At 68.5% G+C, this 15,303-nt stretch carries 14 protein-coding genes, 1 tRNA gene and 1 other RNA gene; 10 read left to right on the forward strand and 6 right to left on the reverse strand.

Translation table 11 applies throughout. The features are described 5' to 3' along the window. Window positions 1-35 precede the first annotated feature (35 nt). The 5 genes from ftsE (at window position 36) to ssrA (ending at window position 4,010) form a co-directional block, all read left to right on the forward strand. Window positions 36-716, forward strand: coding sequence for a cell division ATP-binding protein FtsE (gene ftsE / locus ACMCNO_RS07035; RefSeq protein ID WP_412748592.1), 681 nt, complete (start codon window positions 36-38; stop codon window positions 714-716). Window positions 717-779: 63 nt separating this feature from the next. Further along, window positions 780-1,655 carry a permease-like cell division protein FtsX gene (ftsX, locus tag ACMCNO_RS07040; protein WP_412748593.1) on the forward strand — a complete coding sequence of 292 codons (876 nt, stop codon included), beginning with the start codon at window positions 780-782 and terminating at the stop codon, window positions 1,653-1,655. Between the two features lie 53 nt (window positions 1,656-1,708). Further along, a complete protein-coding gene (locus ACMCNO_RS07045; protein WP_412748594.1) occupies window positions 1,709-2,971 on the forward strand; it encodes a M23 family metallopeptidase in 1,263 nt (420 codons plus the stop codon). A gap of 76 nt (window positions 2,972-3,047) precedes the next feature. Further along, complete coding sequence (gene smpB / locus ACMCNO_RS07050) at window positions 3,048-3,524, forward strand: SsrA-binding protein SmpB (RefSeq protein ID WP_412748595.1); 477 nt, start codon at window positions 3,048-3,050, stop codon at window positions 3,522-3,524. 104 nt (window positions 3,525-3,628) lie between these two features. After that, window positions 3,629-4,010, forward strand: a transfer-messenger RNA (tmRNA) gene (gene ssrA, locus ACMCNO_RS07055). A 98-nt stretch (window positions 4,011-4,108) separates the two neighbouring features. On the opposite strand, the gene ACMCNO_RS07060 is transcribed toward ssrA, so the two are convergent. After that, a complete protein-coding gene (locus ACMCNO_RS07060; RefSeq protein WP_412748596.1) occupies window positions 4,109-4,921 on the reverse strand; it encodes an S-methyl-5'-thioadenosine phosphorylase in 813 nt (270 codons plus the stop codon). Window positions 4,922-5,079: 158 nt separating this feature from the next. Between ACMCNO_RS07060 and ACMCNO_RS07065 the strand changes: the two genes are divergently transcribed. Both ACMCNO_RS07065 and ACMCNO_RS07070 read left to right on the forward strand, forming a co-directional pair. Beyond that, entirely contained in the window at window positions 5,080-5,637 is a 558-nt protein-coding gene (locus tag ACMCNO_RS07065; protein WP_412748597.1) for a YqgE/AlgH family protein, read from the forward strand. An 83-nt stretch (window positions 5,638-5,720) separates the two neighbouring features. Next, window positions 5,721-5,793, forward strand: a tRNA-Ala gene (locus ACMCNO_RS07070). 665 nt (window positions 5,794-6,458) lie between these two features. Here the strand turns inward: ACMCNO_RS07070 and ACMCNO_RS07075 are convergent. Next, on the reverse strand, window positions 6,459-7,010 hold the full coding sequence (locus ACMCNO_RS07075; protein WP_412748598.1) for a histidine phosphatase family protein: 552 nt from the start codon (window positions 7,008-7,010) through the stop codon (window positions 6,459-6,461). A 257-nt stretch (window positions 7,011-7,267) separates the two neighbouring features. Between ACMCNO_RS07075 and ACMCNO_RS07080 the strand changes: the two genes are divergently transcribed. Continuing rightward, window positions 7,268-8,023 carry a DUF6518 family protein gene (locus tag ACMCNO_RS07080; protein WP_412748599.1) on the forward strand — a complete coding sequence of 252 codons (756 nt, stop codon included), beginning with the start codon at window positions 7,268-7,270 and terminating at the stop codon, window positions 8,021-8,023. 318 nt (window positions 8,024-8,341) lie between these two features. Here the strand turns inward: ACMCNO_RS07080 and ACMCNO_RS07085 are convergent, their stop codons facing one another. Further along, entirely contained in the window at window positions 8,342-8,803 is a 462-nt protein-coding gene (locus ACMCNO_RS07085) for a nitroreductase family deazaflavin-dependent oxidoreductase (RefSeq protein ID WP_412748600.1), read from the reverse strand. After that, window positions 8,803-9,438 (reverse strand): NAD(P)-dependent oxidoreductase, encoded by a 636-nt coding sequence (locus ACMCNO_RS07090; protein ID WP_412748601.1) that lies wholly within the window; start codon window positions 9,436-9,438, stop codon window positions 8,803-8,805. Before ACMCNO_RS07090 ends, ACMCNO_RS07085 begins: the two co-directional genes overlap by 1 nt. 105 nt (window positions 9,439-9,543) lie before the next feature. Between ACMCNO_RS07090 and ACMCNO_RS07095 the strand changes: the two genes are divergently transcribed. Further along, window positions 9,544-9,903, forward strand: coding sequence for a winged helix-turn-helix transcriptional regulator (locus ACMCNO_RS07095; protein ID WP_412753645.1), 360 nt, complete (start codon window positions 9,544-9,546; stop codon window positions 9,901-9,903). 245 nt (window positions 9,904-10,148) lie between these two features. Here the strand turns inward: ACMCNO_RS07095 and ACMCNO_RS07100 are convergent, their stop codons facing one another. Beyond that, window positions 10,149-11,753, reverse strand: coding sequence for a diguanylate cyclase (locus tag ACMCNO_RS07100; RefSeq protein ID WP_412748602.1), 1,605 nt, complete (start codon window positions 11,751-11,753; stop codon window positions 10,149-10,151). A 355-nt stretch (window positions 11,754-12,108) separates the two neighbouring features. Between ACMCNO_RS07100 and ACMCNO_RS07105 the strand changes: the two genes are divergently transcribed. After that, complete coding sequence (locus tag ACMCNO_RS07105) at window positions 12,109-13,782, forward strand: diguanylate cyclase domain-containing protein (protein ID WP_412748603.1); 1,674 nt, start codon at window positions 12,109-12,111, stop codon at window positions 13,780-13,782. A gap of 49 nt (window positions 13,783-13,831) precedes the next feature. Here the strand turns inward: ACMCNO_RS07105 and ACMCNO_RS07110 are convergent, their stop codons facing one another. Continuing rightward, window positions 13,832-15,172, reverse strand: coding sequence for an acyltransferase family protein (locus ACMCNO_RS07110; RefSeq protein WP_412748604.1), 1,341 nt, complete (start codon window positions 15,170-15,172; stop codon window positions 13,832-13,834). Between the last annotated feature and the right edge of the window lie 131 nt (window positions 15,173-15,303).

The following is a 15,303-nucleotide window of genomic DNA, read 5'->3' on the forward strand; positions in this document are numbered from 1 at the left end:
TGGCGTTTCGGTTACAACGCGTAGACTCTCCACCCGTGATTCAGCTCGAGAACGTGACGAAGACGTACCCCAAGGCGTCTCGGCCGTCGCTGGACGATGTCAGCGTCGGTATCGAGAAGGGTGAGTTCGTCTTCTTCATCGGCCCCTCCGGTTCCGGCAAGTCGACGATCATCAAGTTGCTGCTGCACGAGGTCTCCCCGACCAACGGCCGCGTGATGGTCAACGCCAAGGACGTCACCTCCATGCGGTCGTGGAAGATCCCGCACTTCCGGCGCTCCATCGGCTGCGTGTTCCAGGACTTCCGGCTGCTGCCGAACCGGACGGCGTACGAGAACGTGGCGTTCGCCCTCGAGGTGATCGGCAAGACCAAGGCGGTCGCCCGCCGGGTCGTGCCCGAGGTGCTGGAGCTGGTCGGCCTCGGCGGCAAGGAGCATCGGTACCCGCACGAGCTGTCCGGTGGTGAGCAGCAGCGTGTCGCGGTCGCCCGGGCGTTCGTGAACCGGCCGCTGATCCTGCTGGCCGACGAGCCCACGGGAAACCTGGACCCGGACACCTCGATCGAGATCATGCGGCTGCTGGACCGGATCAACCGGACCGGTACGACCGTCGTGATGGTCACGCACGACTCCAACATCGTCAACCAGATGCGCCGCCGGGTCATCGAGATCGAAAGCGGACGGATCGTTCGCGACCAGGCCCGTGGCGTCTACGGCTAAGGCCGGGCCCCGCAGAAGAGTCGAAATCGATGTGAGACGCGGAGTCCCGGAAGGAACCCCCCGATGCGCCTGAAGTACGTCCTCAACGAGGTCCTCGTGGGCCTGTGGCGAAACGTCACCATGACGGTCGCCATGATCATCACCATGTCGGTGTCGCTGACCATGCTCGGCGCCAGCGTGCTGATGTACATGCAGGTCGACCAGATGAAGAAGTACTACTACGGGAACATCCAGGTCTCGATCTTCCTGAAGAAGGATGTGACCGACGCGCAGCGCACGGCCATCAACCAGGCGATCGACAGCAGCCCGCTGGTGCTCAAGAAGGAGTACGAGAGCCGCCAGCAGGCATTCGAGAAGTTCAAGGTGCTCTGGCAGGATTCGCCCGACTTCGTGAAGTCGGTGACTCCGGACAGCCTGCCGGAATCGTTCCGGGTCAAGCTCAAGGACCCGGAGAAGTACAAGGACTTCGCGGACCAGGTCCAGAGCCAGCAGGGCATTCAGGACATCGTCGATCAGCGCCAGCTGCTCGGTAAGGTGTTCAAGATCTTCAATTCGATCCAGCTGATGTCACTCGTGACGGCCGCGGTGATGGCGTTGGCGGCGCTGTTGCTGGTGGGTAACACGATCCAGGTCGCGGCGTACAGCAAACGCCGGGAGGTCGCCGTCATGAAGCTGGTCGGCGCCTCCAACTGGTTCATCCAGGCGCCGTTCGTGCTGGAGGCGGTCGTGGCCGGCCTGATCGGTGCGATCTTCGGCTTCGTGGCCCTGTTCGTGGGGAAGCTGGTCCTGCTCGACGGGCAGCTACAGGCACTGACGAAGATCCTCACCCCGGTACCCACCGGAAACGTCATGCTGATGTTGCCGCTGTTGGCGGCGGTCGGCGCCGGGGTCAGCGCGGTCACCGCATGGGTGACGCTCCGCTTCTACCTGAAGGTCTGACAAGGGCCGCGTACGCACCTTTGTGGCGTTTAGTCAGTATATGGTGACCCCTCGTGAGGGGTTGCCTGGGACGTAGCCGGACCGCGCTCGGCGTCTGCCTGACCGTGCTCGCCACGGCCGGCGCCGGGCTGGCCGGACCGTCTCCCGCGGCGGCCGACAACCGGGACGACCTGCGGCATGCCAAGCGGGCCGTCCAGCGGGCCGAAGCCGTACTGGAGAACGCCACCACGACCGCCCGGGCGGCCGCCCGGCGCCTCGCGGCCGCCACCGCGGCCCTGCCCGCCGCCCAGCGCCGGGTCGCCACGGCCCGGGGCACCGTCGCCGCCGCGCTGGCCACGGCGAACACCGCTCGCCGCCGTGCCGACGCCACCGAGTCCGCGTACCAGGTGGCCGCCGATCGCTTCGCCGCCGCGCAGCTGCGGGTCGACCAGGGCCGCGACCGGGTCGACGAGATCGCCACGGTGAGCTACATGGGCGTCGGCATCAGCGACATCAACGTGCTCGTCAGCGCCACCGGCCCACAGGACCTCCTCGACCGGATGAGCCTGGTGGGCCAGGTCATGGCCAAGCAACAGCGCGACGTCGACGCGCTGGTCCAGGCTCGCCGCGACGTCCGCAGTGAGCAGGACCGGGCCGGGCTCGCCCGTCGCGTCGCCGATGAAGCCGCCCGCGCTGCCGCGGACAAGCTCGCCGCCGCCCGTACGGCACAGACCGGCGCCGAACATGCCCAGGTGGCGGTGGTCCGGCTGGCCCAGTACCGGCGGAGCGCGCTGCGGACCGCCCGGGCCCAGCGCTCCGCCGTCCTGGAGCGCTATCGCGAGGCCAAGGTGCAGGAACAGCGCGTACGGGAGGCACTGCGCCGCGCCCAGAACGGCCCGGACGCCATCCGCGGGGTCTACATCGGCGGTCAGCTGCTCATGCCGGTCCGCGGCGCCTGGAAGTCCAGCGACTTCGGCTGGCGCTACGACCCGTGGTTCCACGTGTGGCAGTTGCATGCCGGCACGGACTTCGCCGCCGACAGCGGCACCCCGATCCGCGCCGCCGCCGCAGGCCGGGTCATCCAGGCCGGCTGGTACGGCGGGTACGGCAACTACACCTGCATCAGCCACGGCCGGATTCGGGGCCAGGGCTTCACCACGTGCTACGGCCACCAGTCCAGGATCGGAGTGCACACCGGCCAGTACGTCGGCCGCGGCGAGATCATCGGCCGGGTCGGCAGCACCGGCGCGTCGACCGGCTCACATCTGCACTTCGAGACCCGCTTCGGCGGCGTACCCCGCAACCCCCTGCGCTACCTGCCGGGGTGCCTCTGCTGAGCGGTAGCATGGACGGGCCCGGTGCGGTCCGCGCCGGCCTTTTCTTTGCTGTGCGTTTCTCAGGGGGTCGTCGGTCATGCCACGCGAGCAGGGGCGCAAGGTCGTGGCCTCGAACCGCAAGGCGCGCCACGACTACGCCATCATCGACACGTACGAGGCCGGGATGGCGCTCACCGGCACCGAGGTCAAGTCGCTGCGTGCCGGGCGGGCGTCGCTCGTCGACGCGTTCGGTCACGAGAGCAACGGCGAGATCTTCCTGCACGGCATGCACATCCCGGAGTACAGCCAGGGCACGTGGACGAACCACGAGCCGCGCCGGGTGCGCAAGCTGCTGCTCAAGCGCGAAGAGATCAACAAGATGGTCGGCAAGCTCCGGGAGAGCGGTCTGACCCTGGTGCCGCTGTCGGTCTACTTCCACAACGGGTACGCGAAGGTCGAGCTCGGCCTGGCCAAGGGCAAGAAGAGCTACGACAAGCGGCAGGACCTGGCCGCCCGGGACGCCCAGCGTGAGATCACCCGGGCCATGGGCCGCCGCAGCAAGGGCATGGACTGATCCGGGCGTGAACGGCGCCACACGTGTGGCGCCGTGATACCGGAATGACCCGCGGACCCGGAGACGTTAGGCTGGTACGGCTGCACACCTGTGCGGCACGACAGGGGGGTGACTGGTTTCGACTTCGTACGTGGAGACAGGGGAAGCGAGCCGAGGAAGCCGACGTCGTCTCGAGAATCGGTCGTCGGAAAACAATAAGCGCCAACGATAAGGTTGCCGCTGACCAGTACGCTCTCGCCGCCTGAGGCAAGTAGCGTGGTCTGTCGGTCTGGGAGCGCCTCCGTCCCAGTCACCGGCATCAGCTAGGAGGCTGGCCAATCGGACCCGGTCGCGGGGTCCGTGCGGCGAGATCAATCAGCGACTGGGCCCGTCACACCAACTTGCTCACGTGATCGGTGGGGCCGAGTAGAGACATAGTGAGCTGCGCTCGGAGAAGCCCTGACAAAGCAACGAAGGACCCGGGTTCGATTCCCGGCACCTCCACGGGACCACGGCTGTACCGCTCCAAGCGGTGCAGCCGTTCTCGGTTGTGCGAGGAAGCCAGCAGGACCTCGATCTCGTATCCGCCGAGCGTGCGTCGTCTCCTACGGCAGGTCGAAGGGCAGCTTGATGCCGTCCAGGGCGCGCGCGCAGGCGCACGTCCGCTCCGTGGGCAGTGCCGCGACCGCCGCCAGCAACACCTCACGCAGGCGGGCTGTGTTCGCCGAGAAGACCGAGAAGACCTCCTCCATGGTCACGCCATGGTCGCCCTCCACCCCGGCGTCCAGGTCGGTGACGAGCGCGATCGACGAGTAGCACAGCGACAGCTCCCGGGCGAGGACCGCCTCCGGGTGGGCGGTCATGTTGACGATCGTGCCGCCGATCGCCGAGAACCAGCGCGACTCGGCCCGGGTGGAGAACCGTGGCCCCTGCACGACCACCACCGTGCCGCCGTCCACCGCCTCGACGCCCTGCCGCCCACCGGCCGCCAGCACGGCCTGCCGCCCCTGCGGGCAGTACGGGTCCGCGAACGGCACGTGCACCGCTCCGGTGTCGTAGTACGTCTGCTCCCGGCCGCTCGTCCGGTCGATCAGCTGGTCGGGCACGACGAACGTGCCCGGCCCCAGCTCGGGCCGCAGCCCGCCCACCGCGCACGGCGCGATGATCTGGCGTACCCCCAGTGCGCGCAGCGCCCACAGATTGGCCCGGTACGGGATCTTGTGCGGCGGGTACCGGTGGTCGCGGCCGTGCCGGGGCAGGAAAGCCACCCGGCGCCCGCCGACCTCCGCCACGGTGATCTTGTCCGAGGGCGATCCGTATGGCGTGGACACCTCGTGCTCGGTCGCGTCGTCCAGGAGCGCGTACAGCCCGGAGCCGCCGATCACCCCGACGTCTGCCACCAAAGATGCCTCGGTCATGTCCAGACCTTATCGGTGGCCTGAGACGCAGGCTAATGTGCGATGCATGGCGTTGACTGCTTCTACGGTCACGGCCCGGGCGTTCCCCCGCCCGGCGTACCGCCGCGGGCAACGGGGGTGCCGTGCATAGCGAGGAACAGCGGATCGGAGGCCGGTCGATGGAGTCGATGACCGGTCAGTTGCTGGTCGCGACGCCCACCCTGAAAGATCCCAACTTCGACCGTACGGTCGTCCTGCTTGTCGCGCACGAGGCCGGCGGCGCCTTGGGCGTGGTGCTCAACCGCGCGACGGAGGTGCCCGTCGCCGAAGTCCTCGGCGGCTGGGGTGACCTGGCGGGTGAACCGTCGGTGCTGTTCGAGGGCGGCCCGGTGCAGCCCGAGTCCGCGATCTGCCTGGCCCGCACCCGCCCGGAGGTCACGAAGCGGGTGTCCGGTTTCCACCAGGTCTCCGGGGCGCTGGGCACGGTCGACCTCTCGATCGATCCGGAGCGGCTGCGCGAGAGCCTGGCCGGGATCCGGGTCTTCGCCGGCTACTCCGGCTGGTCCGCGGGCCAGCTGGAAAACGAGATCGCCTCCGGGTCGTGGTTCGTCTTCGACGCGCTGCCGGGCGATCCGTTCGTGAGCAGGCCCGACGACCTGTGGGCGATGGTGCTGCGGCGGCAGGGTGACATCCTGGCCGCGGTCGCCCATTTCCCGCCGGACGTCTCGCTCAACTGACGCGCCGACCCGGGGCCCTGCGCGAGGCGGCCCCGCCCGGGTGTGTACTATTCCGTGAGTGCCCGGGCGACCGGGCGCCGCAAGGGGCTGTGGCGCAGCTGGTAGCGCACCACACTGGCAGTGTGGGGGTCAGGGGTTCGAGTCCCCTCAGCTCCACCCCTTGATGAGATAGACAGACGCCCTGGTCGGGACCATGATCCCGAAGCCAGGGCGTTCGTCGTTTCAGCGGCTGACCGGCCTCGCGTGCCACTGTCGTGCCACTAGGCTCTGTGATCTTGCTTCGGGCTTCCTCGATCAAGTCGTCGAGGGCCGCCGCGAACGCGTGATCCCGGTCGCGTGTGGCGTGCTGGTAGATCATGGCGGCGCGGGTGCTGGAGTGACCGATCCGGGCCATCAGCTTCCTTGAGCGTTGCGCCGCTGTGCGCCGACCATGTGCTGCCCGTGTGCCGCAGGTCGTGAACGTGTAGGCCGAGCGACGTCGCGGTGTCGGGCGGTCATGCCGCCACCGTCCGAGGACGGTGGGCACCAGCGGTCAGCCCGGAGTAGATCGTGCGGTCGGCCTCGCGGGGCCGAGGCCGATGGTGTGGGCGGCGTCGGCCAGGGTGTGGGCAATGACCTGCGAACCGTGGATCGGTGTTGTTCCCGCTGCTCTCATCGACGGCGCCGCTGACCATGATCCAGAGTGGGAAGTGTTCCGGGGGTTCTGCAACGTGTTCTGAGCAGCAGAAACGCTGGGGAACACGGGGCGCATGTGGATGTCCCCGTGTCCTGATGCCAGGCGGTGTATCGGGCGCGGACTCGATGAGCCGTGGCTGGATCGATCAGAGGTGCCCGATGTCGTTGAAGCTCACCAATGTGGGAGGCCGGTCGGTGTCGAACTGCACGATGGTCAGCCCGCAGTTTGCCTGGTCGAGGCCGATCCAGCGCCATGTCGGGGCGTCGAGGACGTGCCGGACGAACCAACCGATCACGAAGTTGTGCGTGATGACTAGCTCGTGCCGGTCGTCAGCGTCGGTGGCGGAGAAGTGCTCGACGGCGGCCTGCAGACCGACGGCGTTCTCGTCGCGCTCTTGGGCTGGGACCCTGTCGAGCCAGGCGAGGAAGCGTTCGGGGTATTGGACTCGGTCCTCGACGGACGGGATCGGTGTGCGGTCGGTTGCGTGCTCGCACGCGTGCGTCGGGACATTCGGCAGGTAGGCAGCGATGACGTCAGCGGTCTGAACGGCCCGGGGAAGCGGACTGTGATGGATCTCGGCGAACGGTATGCCTTCCAGTCGTTGTCCCAGTTGGTCCGCCTGCCGACGCCCCACGTCCGAGAGGCCGCCGTCTTCGCCGTCTGCGGCCGTCGGCGCCTGCTCGCCGTGGCGGATCAAGTACAAGAGCGTGCGAGCCACCGTCGCAGTCCTCTCGATAGTGCCGATGATTCACACGATCATGTCAACCGTCAGGTGGGACGCCGGTGTCAAGCATCAAGCCGGGACACGACAAGCGACCGCTACGGCTTGTCGGGCTCCAGTTGATCCGTTACACATCAGCTTCAGTTGACGGGTGACAGCTGACCGGATTTCCCCTCTTCCGCTGTCACAGTCCGTGATCGGCGTGCCGTCCCATCGCCGGGTCGCGATCCTCGATGCTGGTCAAGCCGCGCGGTCAGCGGCAGATCAGTGCACTCGGTCAAGCTGGGCCGCCGCATGCGGCGCGACGACTTCCAGGCGGGTCCGGCATCATGATCGCTGTGATTTCGTGGAGCGGTCGGCCGTGGTGGGTGGTAGGCCCCACCGCCGGGATGTTGTTGGGCCTCGTCGACTCGGTTGTCAATCACGTGCCGGTGGTGCTGGGCGAGGGCGGCACTGCACGTGCTGAGCGTGGCGGCTGGTCGCAGGCCGCGGAGTTCGCCAGTCTGATCCTGGATGCTGGATGGGCTTGGGCAGCGACGGCCGTGTTGGTGGGCTGGTTGGTGAGCCGGCACGCGGGGCCAGCGTCTGGGATGCTGCGCGGCGCTCTGGCAGGTGGCCTAACGCTGGTCTTCGCCACCGCGGCTTACTACGGTGCGGACCTGCTGTTCGACGGCGGAGAATGGTGGAGCACGACGACTCGGTTCTGGTTGATCGGCAGTGTGTTGCTCGGTCCGCCGCTCGGGGTCACCGGAGCGCTGATCCGGCTTCCCGGTCTGACCGGGGCGGTCGCTGCGCTTGTCGTCCCCGCGGGCGCGGCGCTGCAGATGGCCGTTCTGCCTCCACCGCCGGACAGCCGGATGGCGGAGCCTGTGCGGTGGAGCGTTTGGGGCGCAGCCGTAGTCGTTACCGTGCTGGTCGCCCGCGCGGTCCACAATCGCAGTGCCGTGGTGCCGTCGGCCCATCCGAGCCAAAGTCCGCTGGGTGGCTGAGTGACCTGTATGCGGTGTGACGAGTGTGGGTCTCGGGCACGTTCGGTCGGCGGCATGACAGTAAGGTCGCCCCGTGGACGGTGAGATCACGCTGCGATTTGAATCGGGCGACCGCCGAGGATCTGTACGCCACGTTGTACGAGGTCGGCGAACACATCGCCGCAGGTGCGCCGATTACTCCGCCAACTCGGAAGGAGGTCGAGCGAGGCTCGCGCTTGCTCGCGGACCTCGGCCACTCCCTCGGAAGGAAGTGCAGCCCGTACTGCGAGCACCTCACGTGAGAACCCAACGCGCGACATCAGCGGCATGAACGTGTGTTCAGGTGGGAATTGCAAGCGGGCAATACTGCCTGGCCAGATCAGGGGAAGGTTCGAGGATGACCACGGGGATGTCTCTCGCGGTCGCCTTCTCGTACTCCCGGTAGGACGGCATCATCGTGATCATCAGCTGCCATAGTCTTGGTTTCTCCTCGGCCGGGGCGATCCGTGCGCGCGCTGGGAGGGTCTCGGTCCCTACCTGGACGGTGACGTCCGGATCGGCTGCGAGATTGAGGAACCAGGCGGGGTGCCGGTCGGCTCCCCCGTTGGACGCGGCGACAACATAGCGATCGTCGTCTCGCGCGTAGGCCAGCGCGGTTCGGCGCAGCTTTCCCGACCGGCGGCCATGCGTGATCAGCAACAGGTCATTCACGCCGGGCCGGGGGTTGCCGTTGGTCTCTGCGAAACGGCGGATGTGTTCGGCAACCCAGGGGTTCGGGCTGTCGAGGATTTCCCCGGCCATCAGGCGGCCTCGACACCGAGATGAGTCCGGTGGTGCGTAGGGGTATCGATCTCGTCGATCAGTGCGACGGCGAGGTCGGCGTACGAGATGCGACTGGCCGCGTCGGCCATCGCCGTTCGGTACAGCCCGGAGCGCGCGCCGCCGTGGTCGAAGTCGCCGGCAGGGCTGATGACCAGCCAGTCCACGCTGGTGGTTGCGGTACGCAGCACCTGTGTACCGGCGGCGTGGGCGAGGTAGAACGAGCGGTACTCCTGCGGATAGCCGGGCGTATCCATCAGCGCCACCCCGTGCCCGGTCTGCAGCGTCGACGCCAGGCCGACCAGCAGCAGCCGCCTTACCTGGGCGCGGGCCAGTCCGTCGAGCAAGGCGCGGGCAGCGCCGGTATAGAAGGCGCCGGGCTGCGCGGCGGCGTCGTAGACGGCGCTGATCGCGGCATCGTGTCCAGCGGCTACTCGGGCGACGCTGTCCACGTCGGTTACGTCACCGGCCATCAGGTGCACGCCGTCGCCCGACAGGCCGCTATACCTGCCTGGATCACGGACTACCGCGGTGACCCTGTGACCACGACGGCGCGACTCGGCGACGGCCGCCCGCCCGGCCCGGCCACCCGCACCGAAGACCACCAACTTGCCCATCCCGGCACCTCGCCTTCCTGAACCGGCCTGATTGCCGGCGCCGCCGCAGACCGTATCCGGGAACGCGGTTACCTATCGGATACCAGCTAACGTGGGGCCGTGACGATGCCCCTGGACCCCGACATGTTCGACCCGGTATGCCCCTCCGATCTGTCGCCGATAACTATCGGCGACAAGTGGGCCGGCATGATCGTCCGATGCCTGGAGCACGGACCGCGGCGCTTCTCCGAGCTTCGAGTTCCGCTGCGTGGCATCACAGCGAAAGCGCTCACCAAGTCGCTCAGGACGCTCGAACGCGACGGCCTGATCAAACGCACCAGCCACCCCCAGCCGGTGCGACGTGTCGAGTACGAACTGACCCCGCTGGGCCTCAGCCTGCTCCAGCCGATGACCGCCGCATGCACCTGGGCTCAGGAACACTGGGAGGAGCTCCTCGACGCCCGCGAAGCATCGACTCACGGATGACCCAACCGCTCGGCAGGAAGGCTGATCCGCGATGTCCCCTGCGTTGCGCAGCGGGCGGATTGCACAGCCGAGGGCGTCCGAGCTGGTGGCCGGTCGTCGAGGGGGAGTAGCGGGAACGCCCGGGAAGTCGCCGACGTCCGTCCTGGTCGGGACCATGATCCCGAAGCCAGGACGTTCGTCGTTTCAGTGGTCAACCGGCCTCGCGTGCACTGGCGCGATCGAAAGTCAGTGCGGCCACCCTTCTGTCACGCGACAGGCTGATCGCGGTAGGTGCGGGGGAGGTGATCGGCCTCGGTGCCGGCGACGACGAGGTTCCGGCCGCCGCGCTTGGCGGTGTACAGGTTTCGGTCGGCAGTGGCCAGCGCCGCGGCATGGCTGGCCGGGACCGTTTCGCTGACCCCAGCCACGCCGACACTGACGGTCACCGGCAGCTCGCCGGTCATCCCCCGCCAGTCGTAGTCGCTGATGGCCTGCCGGACGCCGTCGAGCTGACGGGCCGCGACGGTCACCGCCCTCGCGGGCAGCACGAGGAGGAACTCCTCCCCGCCGAGCCGGGCAACGAAGCCCTCCGGCGCGACCGCGGCCAGTTCGGTTTCGAGCAGCTTGGCGACCTGGATCAGTACCTTGTCGCCGGTGTCGTGGGAAAGCTCGTCGTTGATGCGCTTGAAGTGGTCGATGTCGGCGACCGCCACAACCAGATCTTGGTCCGCGGCGACCAGACTCGGCAGTTCCTCGTCGATGTAGCGGCGGTTCCGCAGCCCGGTCAGCGGGTCGCGGCGCCCCTGCTCCCGAAACCGCTCGGCTTCCTCGCGGGCTTCGGCGGTCTCGAACTTGACCCACCGCGTCTGTGCCTTCGCATCGGCTTCCTCTGAACGCGTGCTTTCCTGGGTGGCCATGAACAGCGCCTGCGCCGCGAACGCCGCGGCGAAGTCGCCACCGGCGGCGTGCAGCTCAGCCTGTTCCTGGTGCACCCGCAGCATGACCTCGGTCAGCTTCCCCTCGGCGCACAGCTCGCGTGACGCGTCAAGGCTGACCTGGGCCCGGTCCAGCTCACCGAGACACCGCTGCGCGCGGGCCAGGGTGAGCAGGTAGTGGGCCAGCGCTTCAGCCCCGTTGTGGGCACCCGCCTCGTGCCGGGCGATGGCCAGCCGCATCGTCTGCTCAGCCTCGCCGTACTCGCCGTACTCGATCTGGATCGCGGCGACCGTGTCGAGATCCGCGGGGTCGAGGTCGACGCCGTGCGCCTCGGCGTGCTCCAGCAGACGGCCGACCACCTCGCGGGCACGCGGAAATTCACCGGCCTCGTACTCGCTGTAGGCCCAGTTGTTGAGTACGCGCGTCAGCATTTGCCGCTGCTGGAGTTCCCGGGCAAGCTCCTCGGCCTGGCCGAAACGCAGCCGTGCCGCGGCCAGGTCACCGTTGTCGGCGAGCGCGTCCGCCAGCTTGGCGCGGTGCCAGACCTGCATCGACGGTGTGGCGGTCTCGTCCAGCAGCTCGACCGCCCTCAGCGCGTGCTCCAGGAAGGTCGCCATGTCCCCGGAGACCCGCCCGGCATATGCGCATTGCAGGTGCGTGCGGGCCTGGAGCCGACGATCGCCGTGCGCAAGTGCCCACTCGTGGATGCGGTCAATCGTCCGCTGGGCGTCCTCCACCCCGTCGCCGGCGCGGACCAGCATGGTGGCTTTGAGGAACCTGGCCCGGACGACGAGCAACTCATCGCCGAGGGCCTCGGCCTGCCGCTCAAGCTCGGACGCGGTGGCAAAGGCGGCCTCGGGATAGGCGATGGTGTGATCCTCGAGTGCCAGCAGTGCAGCCGACAGCTCCTCGGCGCCGATCGCGCTGCCGTCCATCAATCCACCTCCCGACCGGACCTATACGGCCCCATCGGCATCCCGGGCAGCTAGCTGAAACAACGTGGCGCCCGCCGCTCTGCCGAGAGCCCGGCCCTCGTCGAGATCGTCGACGACGGGACGGCCCCGGCTCTTGCGACCACGCGCGCGTGTGATCGGGACTCCGGCCACCCTGGGGCTGCCACCGGTCTGGTGTCGGCGTCCAGCGACCCGTCGGTCAGGTCAACAAGGACTCGTCTATCGGCAGCGCAAACCGGTCAGTGAGGTGTTTCGCGCTCACCAGCCGTCGGAACCGGGGATGTCGCCGCTTCCTGTTGCGCCTCAGCAACGGGCAGGCAGGCCGATAGTTGATGGTGTGAACGCTGACAGGTTGGCCACCGATGAGGTCCGGTGGGCCCCGGCCGGGTCGCGGGCACAGCAGCTGTTCCACGACCTGATCGCCATCGAGGCGATCCCGCTCGACGGGCTGGACGCCACCTCGCCGGCTCGGCCCGCCGAGATCGAGCGGGAGGCCGCCGAGCTCGGCGACATGGAGCTGTGGCAGCGCGCCCGCCTGCTCACCGCCCGGTTGCGGGGCCGGCTGGACGGCGACCTGGCCGAGGTCGCCCGCACCGCTCAGGAGGTGCACCGGTGGGCGGGGGAGAACGATCGCCGGGAACTGCTGATCCGCAGCCATTCCGTGCTCAGCTCATTGCACTTCGAACTCGGTGACGCGGCGGCTGTCCTCGCCCACGCGGTCAGCGCGGTGGAGCTGCTCACCGACGACACCCCGGCGGGCATCCGGGTCGGGTGCCTGTTGCAGTTCGCACTGGCCCTCGGCGCGGTCGACTCCCACGCCGAGTCACTGAAGCGACTCCAGCAGGCCGAGCAACTCGCCGCCGACATCGGCGATTTGCGGTGGCAGCGCATGGCGCTCCACCACCACGCCTACGAGGAGTTGCAGACCGGCGAACCGCAGCGGGCGTGGGAGACCCTGGAGCGGCTGATGGCCACTGTCACCGCACCGGGCGCCGCGTTCGATCTGGCCCTGCTGCGTCTGGAGGAGATCGACACCGTCGCCGCGGTGCAGATTGCGCTCGGCCGGTACGCCGAGGCTGAAGAGACGATCCAGGGCTGCCTCCGGGTGCAGGAAAGCTCCGGCGCCGTCGACCACTACGGGCGGGCCGAGTTCCTGCTCACGCTGGCGAAGGCGCAACGGCACCTGGGCAAGACCGGCCAGGCGCAACAGAGCCTGAATCGCACCAGTGCACTGTGTACCGAACACGACCTCGCCGACCTCGCCGCCCAGACGCTGCAGGAGCAGGCCGAACTGCACGCCGCGACCGGCGACCATGTCCGTGCCTTCCAGGCGTACAAGGACTTCTCCGCCGCGACGGAGAGGCTGCGCTGCGCGCAACTGGAAGCTCAGGCCCGTACCCGTCAGGCCATGTTCGAAACCACCGAGGCGCGTACCCAGGCCGCCCAGTTCCGCGACCAGGCCCGCACGGACCCACTCACCGGTCTGCGCAACCGCCGCTACGTCGACGAACACCTGCCCGGCATGATCGAACACGCCCGCACCGGCGAGAGATGCCTGACCATCGCCCTGGCTGACCTGGACCACTTCAAACGCATCAACGACACGCTGTCGCACGGCGTCGGCGACCAGGTCCTCACCACCGTGGCCACGCTCCTGGACGACACGCTGACCGGGATCACCGACGGCGGGTTCGTCGCCCGCCTGGGCGGCGAGGAATTCCTGCTCGTCCTACCCGACCTCACACCTACCGACGCCGCAGCCCATCTGGACACCGTGCGGCTGGCCGTCCGCAACCACGATTGGCAACCGATCACCGGGGACCTGCCCGTCACCGTCAGCATGGGCTCGACCACGTCCGCGGCGACACCGGACGCCACCCAATCCGGCATGCTCGCCGACGCCGACCGCAACCTGTACGCCGCCAAGCACGCCGGTCGCGATCGCGTCATCAACAACCCGCCGCCGCACCCCGGAGCCCGCCGCTACCGCGACGCCCCGACACCCCCCTGACCGACGATCTGAATGCTGCTCCCGGGTGTCGGACAGGGTCCGGGCGCAACTACCGTGTCGCCGAGGAGCCGGCGCGGGGCTTGGCCGCCCGCCGCAAGGCGGTGCGCAGACGGGGGCCGAAGGGCCGCTCGACGTACCGGTGTACCAGCCATGCGGGGCCGAGCATCAGGACGACTGTCCCGCCGATCAGGACCGCTACCGGCAGGTCGGTCAGCTCGTACCCGTAGCGAATGACGGTGTAGCCGATCCGCTGGTGCAGCAGATAGAACGGGTAGGTCAGCGCTCCGGCTAGCGTCAACCAGCGCCAGCCGGGGCCGCGCCGGCCGAGGGCGATCAGCAGCAGGATCACGTATCCGAGGGTCACGATGACAACGGCGGGCCAGACCGGAATGCCGAAGCCGTGTGGCCCGACCCGTTCCTCCAGGCGGTGCAGGTTCACCCACCAGGACAGGCCGATGATCAGCCACAGCAACGGCGTCGGCCCGAAGCGGTGCATCAGGTACATGGCGACGCCCGCGATGAAGTAGCCCGCGAACTCGCCGACGGTGACCACTGTGAGGAGTGGTACATCGAGCCATACCGCGGCGCAGGCGGCCAGCATCCAGGTCATCAGGAAGATGACGGTCCGCTGGTAGGTGACGCCCCACACCACGACGACCGCGAACAGCAGATAGAACCGCAGCTCCGCCCACAGGGTCCAGTAGACGTTGTCCACCGCGGGCACCCCGAGCGGCTCCTGCACCATGGTGAGGTTGACGCCGATGTCGGTCCAGGACAGTGGGACGCGCTGCGGGATGTGACCGCTGATGGGCAGCAGGGTGGTGACCGCGGCGGTGATGAGGACGCAGGTCCAGTACGCCGGATAGAGCCGCCCCGCGCGGGAGGCGAAGAAGTATCTGAGCGTTCGTCCCCAGCTGCTCATGCAGATCGCGAACCCGCTGATCATGAAGAACAGTTCCACGCCGAGGAAGCCGTAGATCGTGACGCGGCTGGCGTCGGGCAGGAAGTACGCGGGGGTGTGGACGCCGTCGAGCGCCCAGTACGCGGTGTAGTGGTGGACCGCGACCGCGAGCGCGGCGATCAGCCGCAGGCCGTCCAGCGCGGCGAGCCGGGGCGGTGCGCCGGTCGACGGGTCCGCCGGCGCCGATGCCCGGCCGGTGGCCGTGAGCCGGTAGTAGCGCCGGAGTCGTCCGCCGGCGGCCTCCTCCCGGTCGATCTTCACGAGTCGTCGCTCGGTCAGATGCTCCAGGGTGCCGTAGAGCGTGCCCGGCCGGAGTTTGACCTCTCCCGCGGAGAGCGTCGCGACCTTCCGGATCACCGCGTAGCCGGTCCGTGGACCGTCGGCCAGGGCGGTGAGGATCAACGAGCTGGGGGCGAGGAGCGCTGACATGGTCCGGAAACCTACGTCGGCCGTTATATAACGTCAACCTGACTATGTTGCGGGGTGGCCCGGGCGCGGGGGTGCCGGAGCGTGCGTGGTCCGATACTACGTTTGACGTTATATAGCGGCGGCAGTACCGT

The organism is Krasilnikovia sp. M28-CT-15 (assembly GCF_047159595.1).
Taxonomy (GTDB): Bacteria; Actinomycetota; Actinomycetes; order Mycobacteriales; family Micromonosporaceae; genus Actinoplanes.

What these genes read in the sequence shown, in the direction of transcription:
- ACMCNO_RS07085 (WP_412748600.1), bottom strand. Translation starts at nt 8,803, where the DNA reads ATGGCCGGGGAAATCCTCGACAGCCCGAACCCCTGGGTTGCCGAACAC.
- ACMCNO_RS07110 (WP_412748604.1), bottom strand. Translation starts at nt 15,172, where the DNA reads ATGTCAGCGCTCCTCGCCCCCAGCTCGTTGATCCTCACCGCCCTGGCC.
- ACMCNO_RS07060 (WP_412748596.1), bottom strand. Translation starts at nt 4,921, where the DNA reads ATGACCGAGGCATCTTTGGTGGCAGACGTCGGGGTGATCGGCGGCTCC.
- ACMCNO_RS07090 (WP_412748601.1), bottom strand. Translation starts at nt 9,438, where the DNA reads ATGGGCAAGTTGGTGGTCTTCGGTGCGGGTGGCCGGGCCGGGCGGGCG.
- ACMCNO_RS07095 (WP_412753645.1), top strand. Translation starts at nt 9,544, where the DNA reads ATGCCCCTGGACCCCGACATGTTCGACCCGGTATGCCCCTCCGATCTG.
- ftsX (WP_412748593.1), top strand. Translation starts at nt 780, where the DNA reads ATGCGCCTGAAGTACGTCCTCAACGAGGTCCTCGTGGGCCTGTGGCGA.
- ACMCNO_RS07100 (WP_412748602.1), bottom strand. Translation starts at nt 11,753, where the DNA reads ATGGACGGCAGCGCGATCGGCGCCGAGGAGCTGTCGGCTGCACTGCTG.
- smpB (WP_412748595.1), top strand. Translation starts at nt 3,048, where the DNA reads ATGCCACGCGAGCAGGGGCGCAAGGTCGTGGCCTCGAACCGCAAGGCG.
- ACMCNO_RS07080 (WP_412748599.1), top strand. Translation starts at nt 7,268, where the DNA reads ATGCTGGTCAAGCCGCGCGGTCAGCGGCAGATCAGTGCACTCGGTCAA.
- ACMCNO_RS07065 (WP_412748597.1), top strand. Translation starts at nt 5,080, where the DNA reads ATGGAGTCGATGACCGGTCAGTTGCTGGTCGCGACGCCCACCCTGAAA.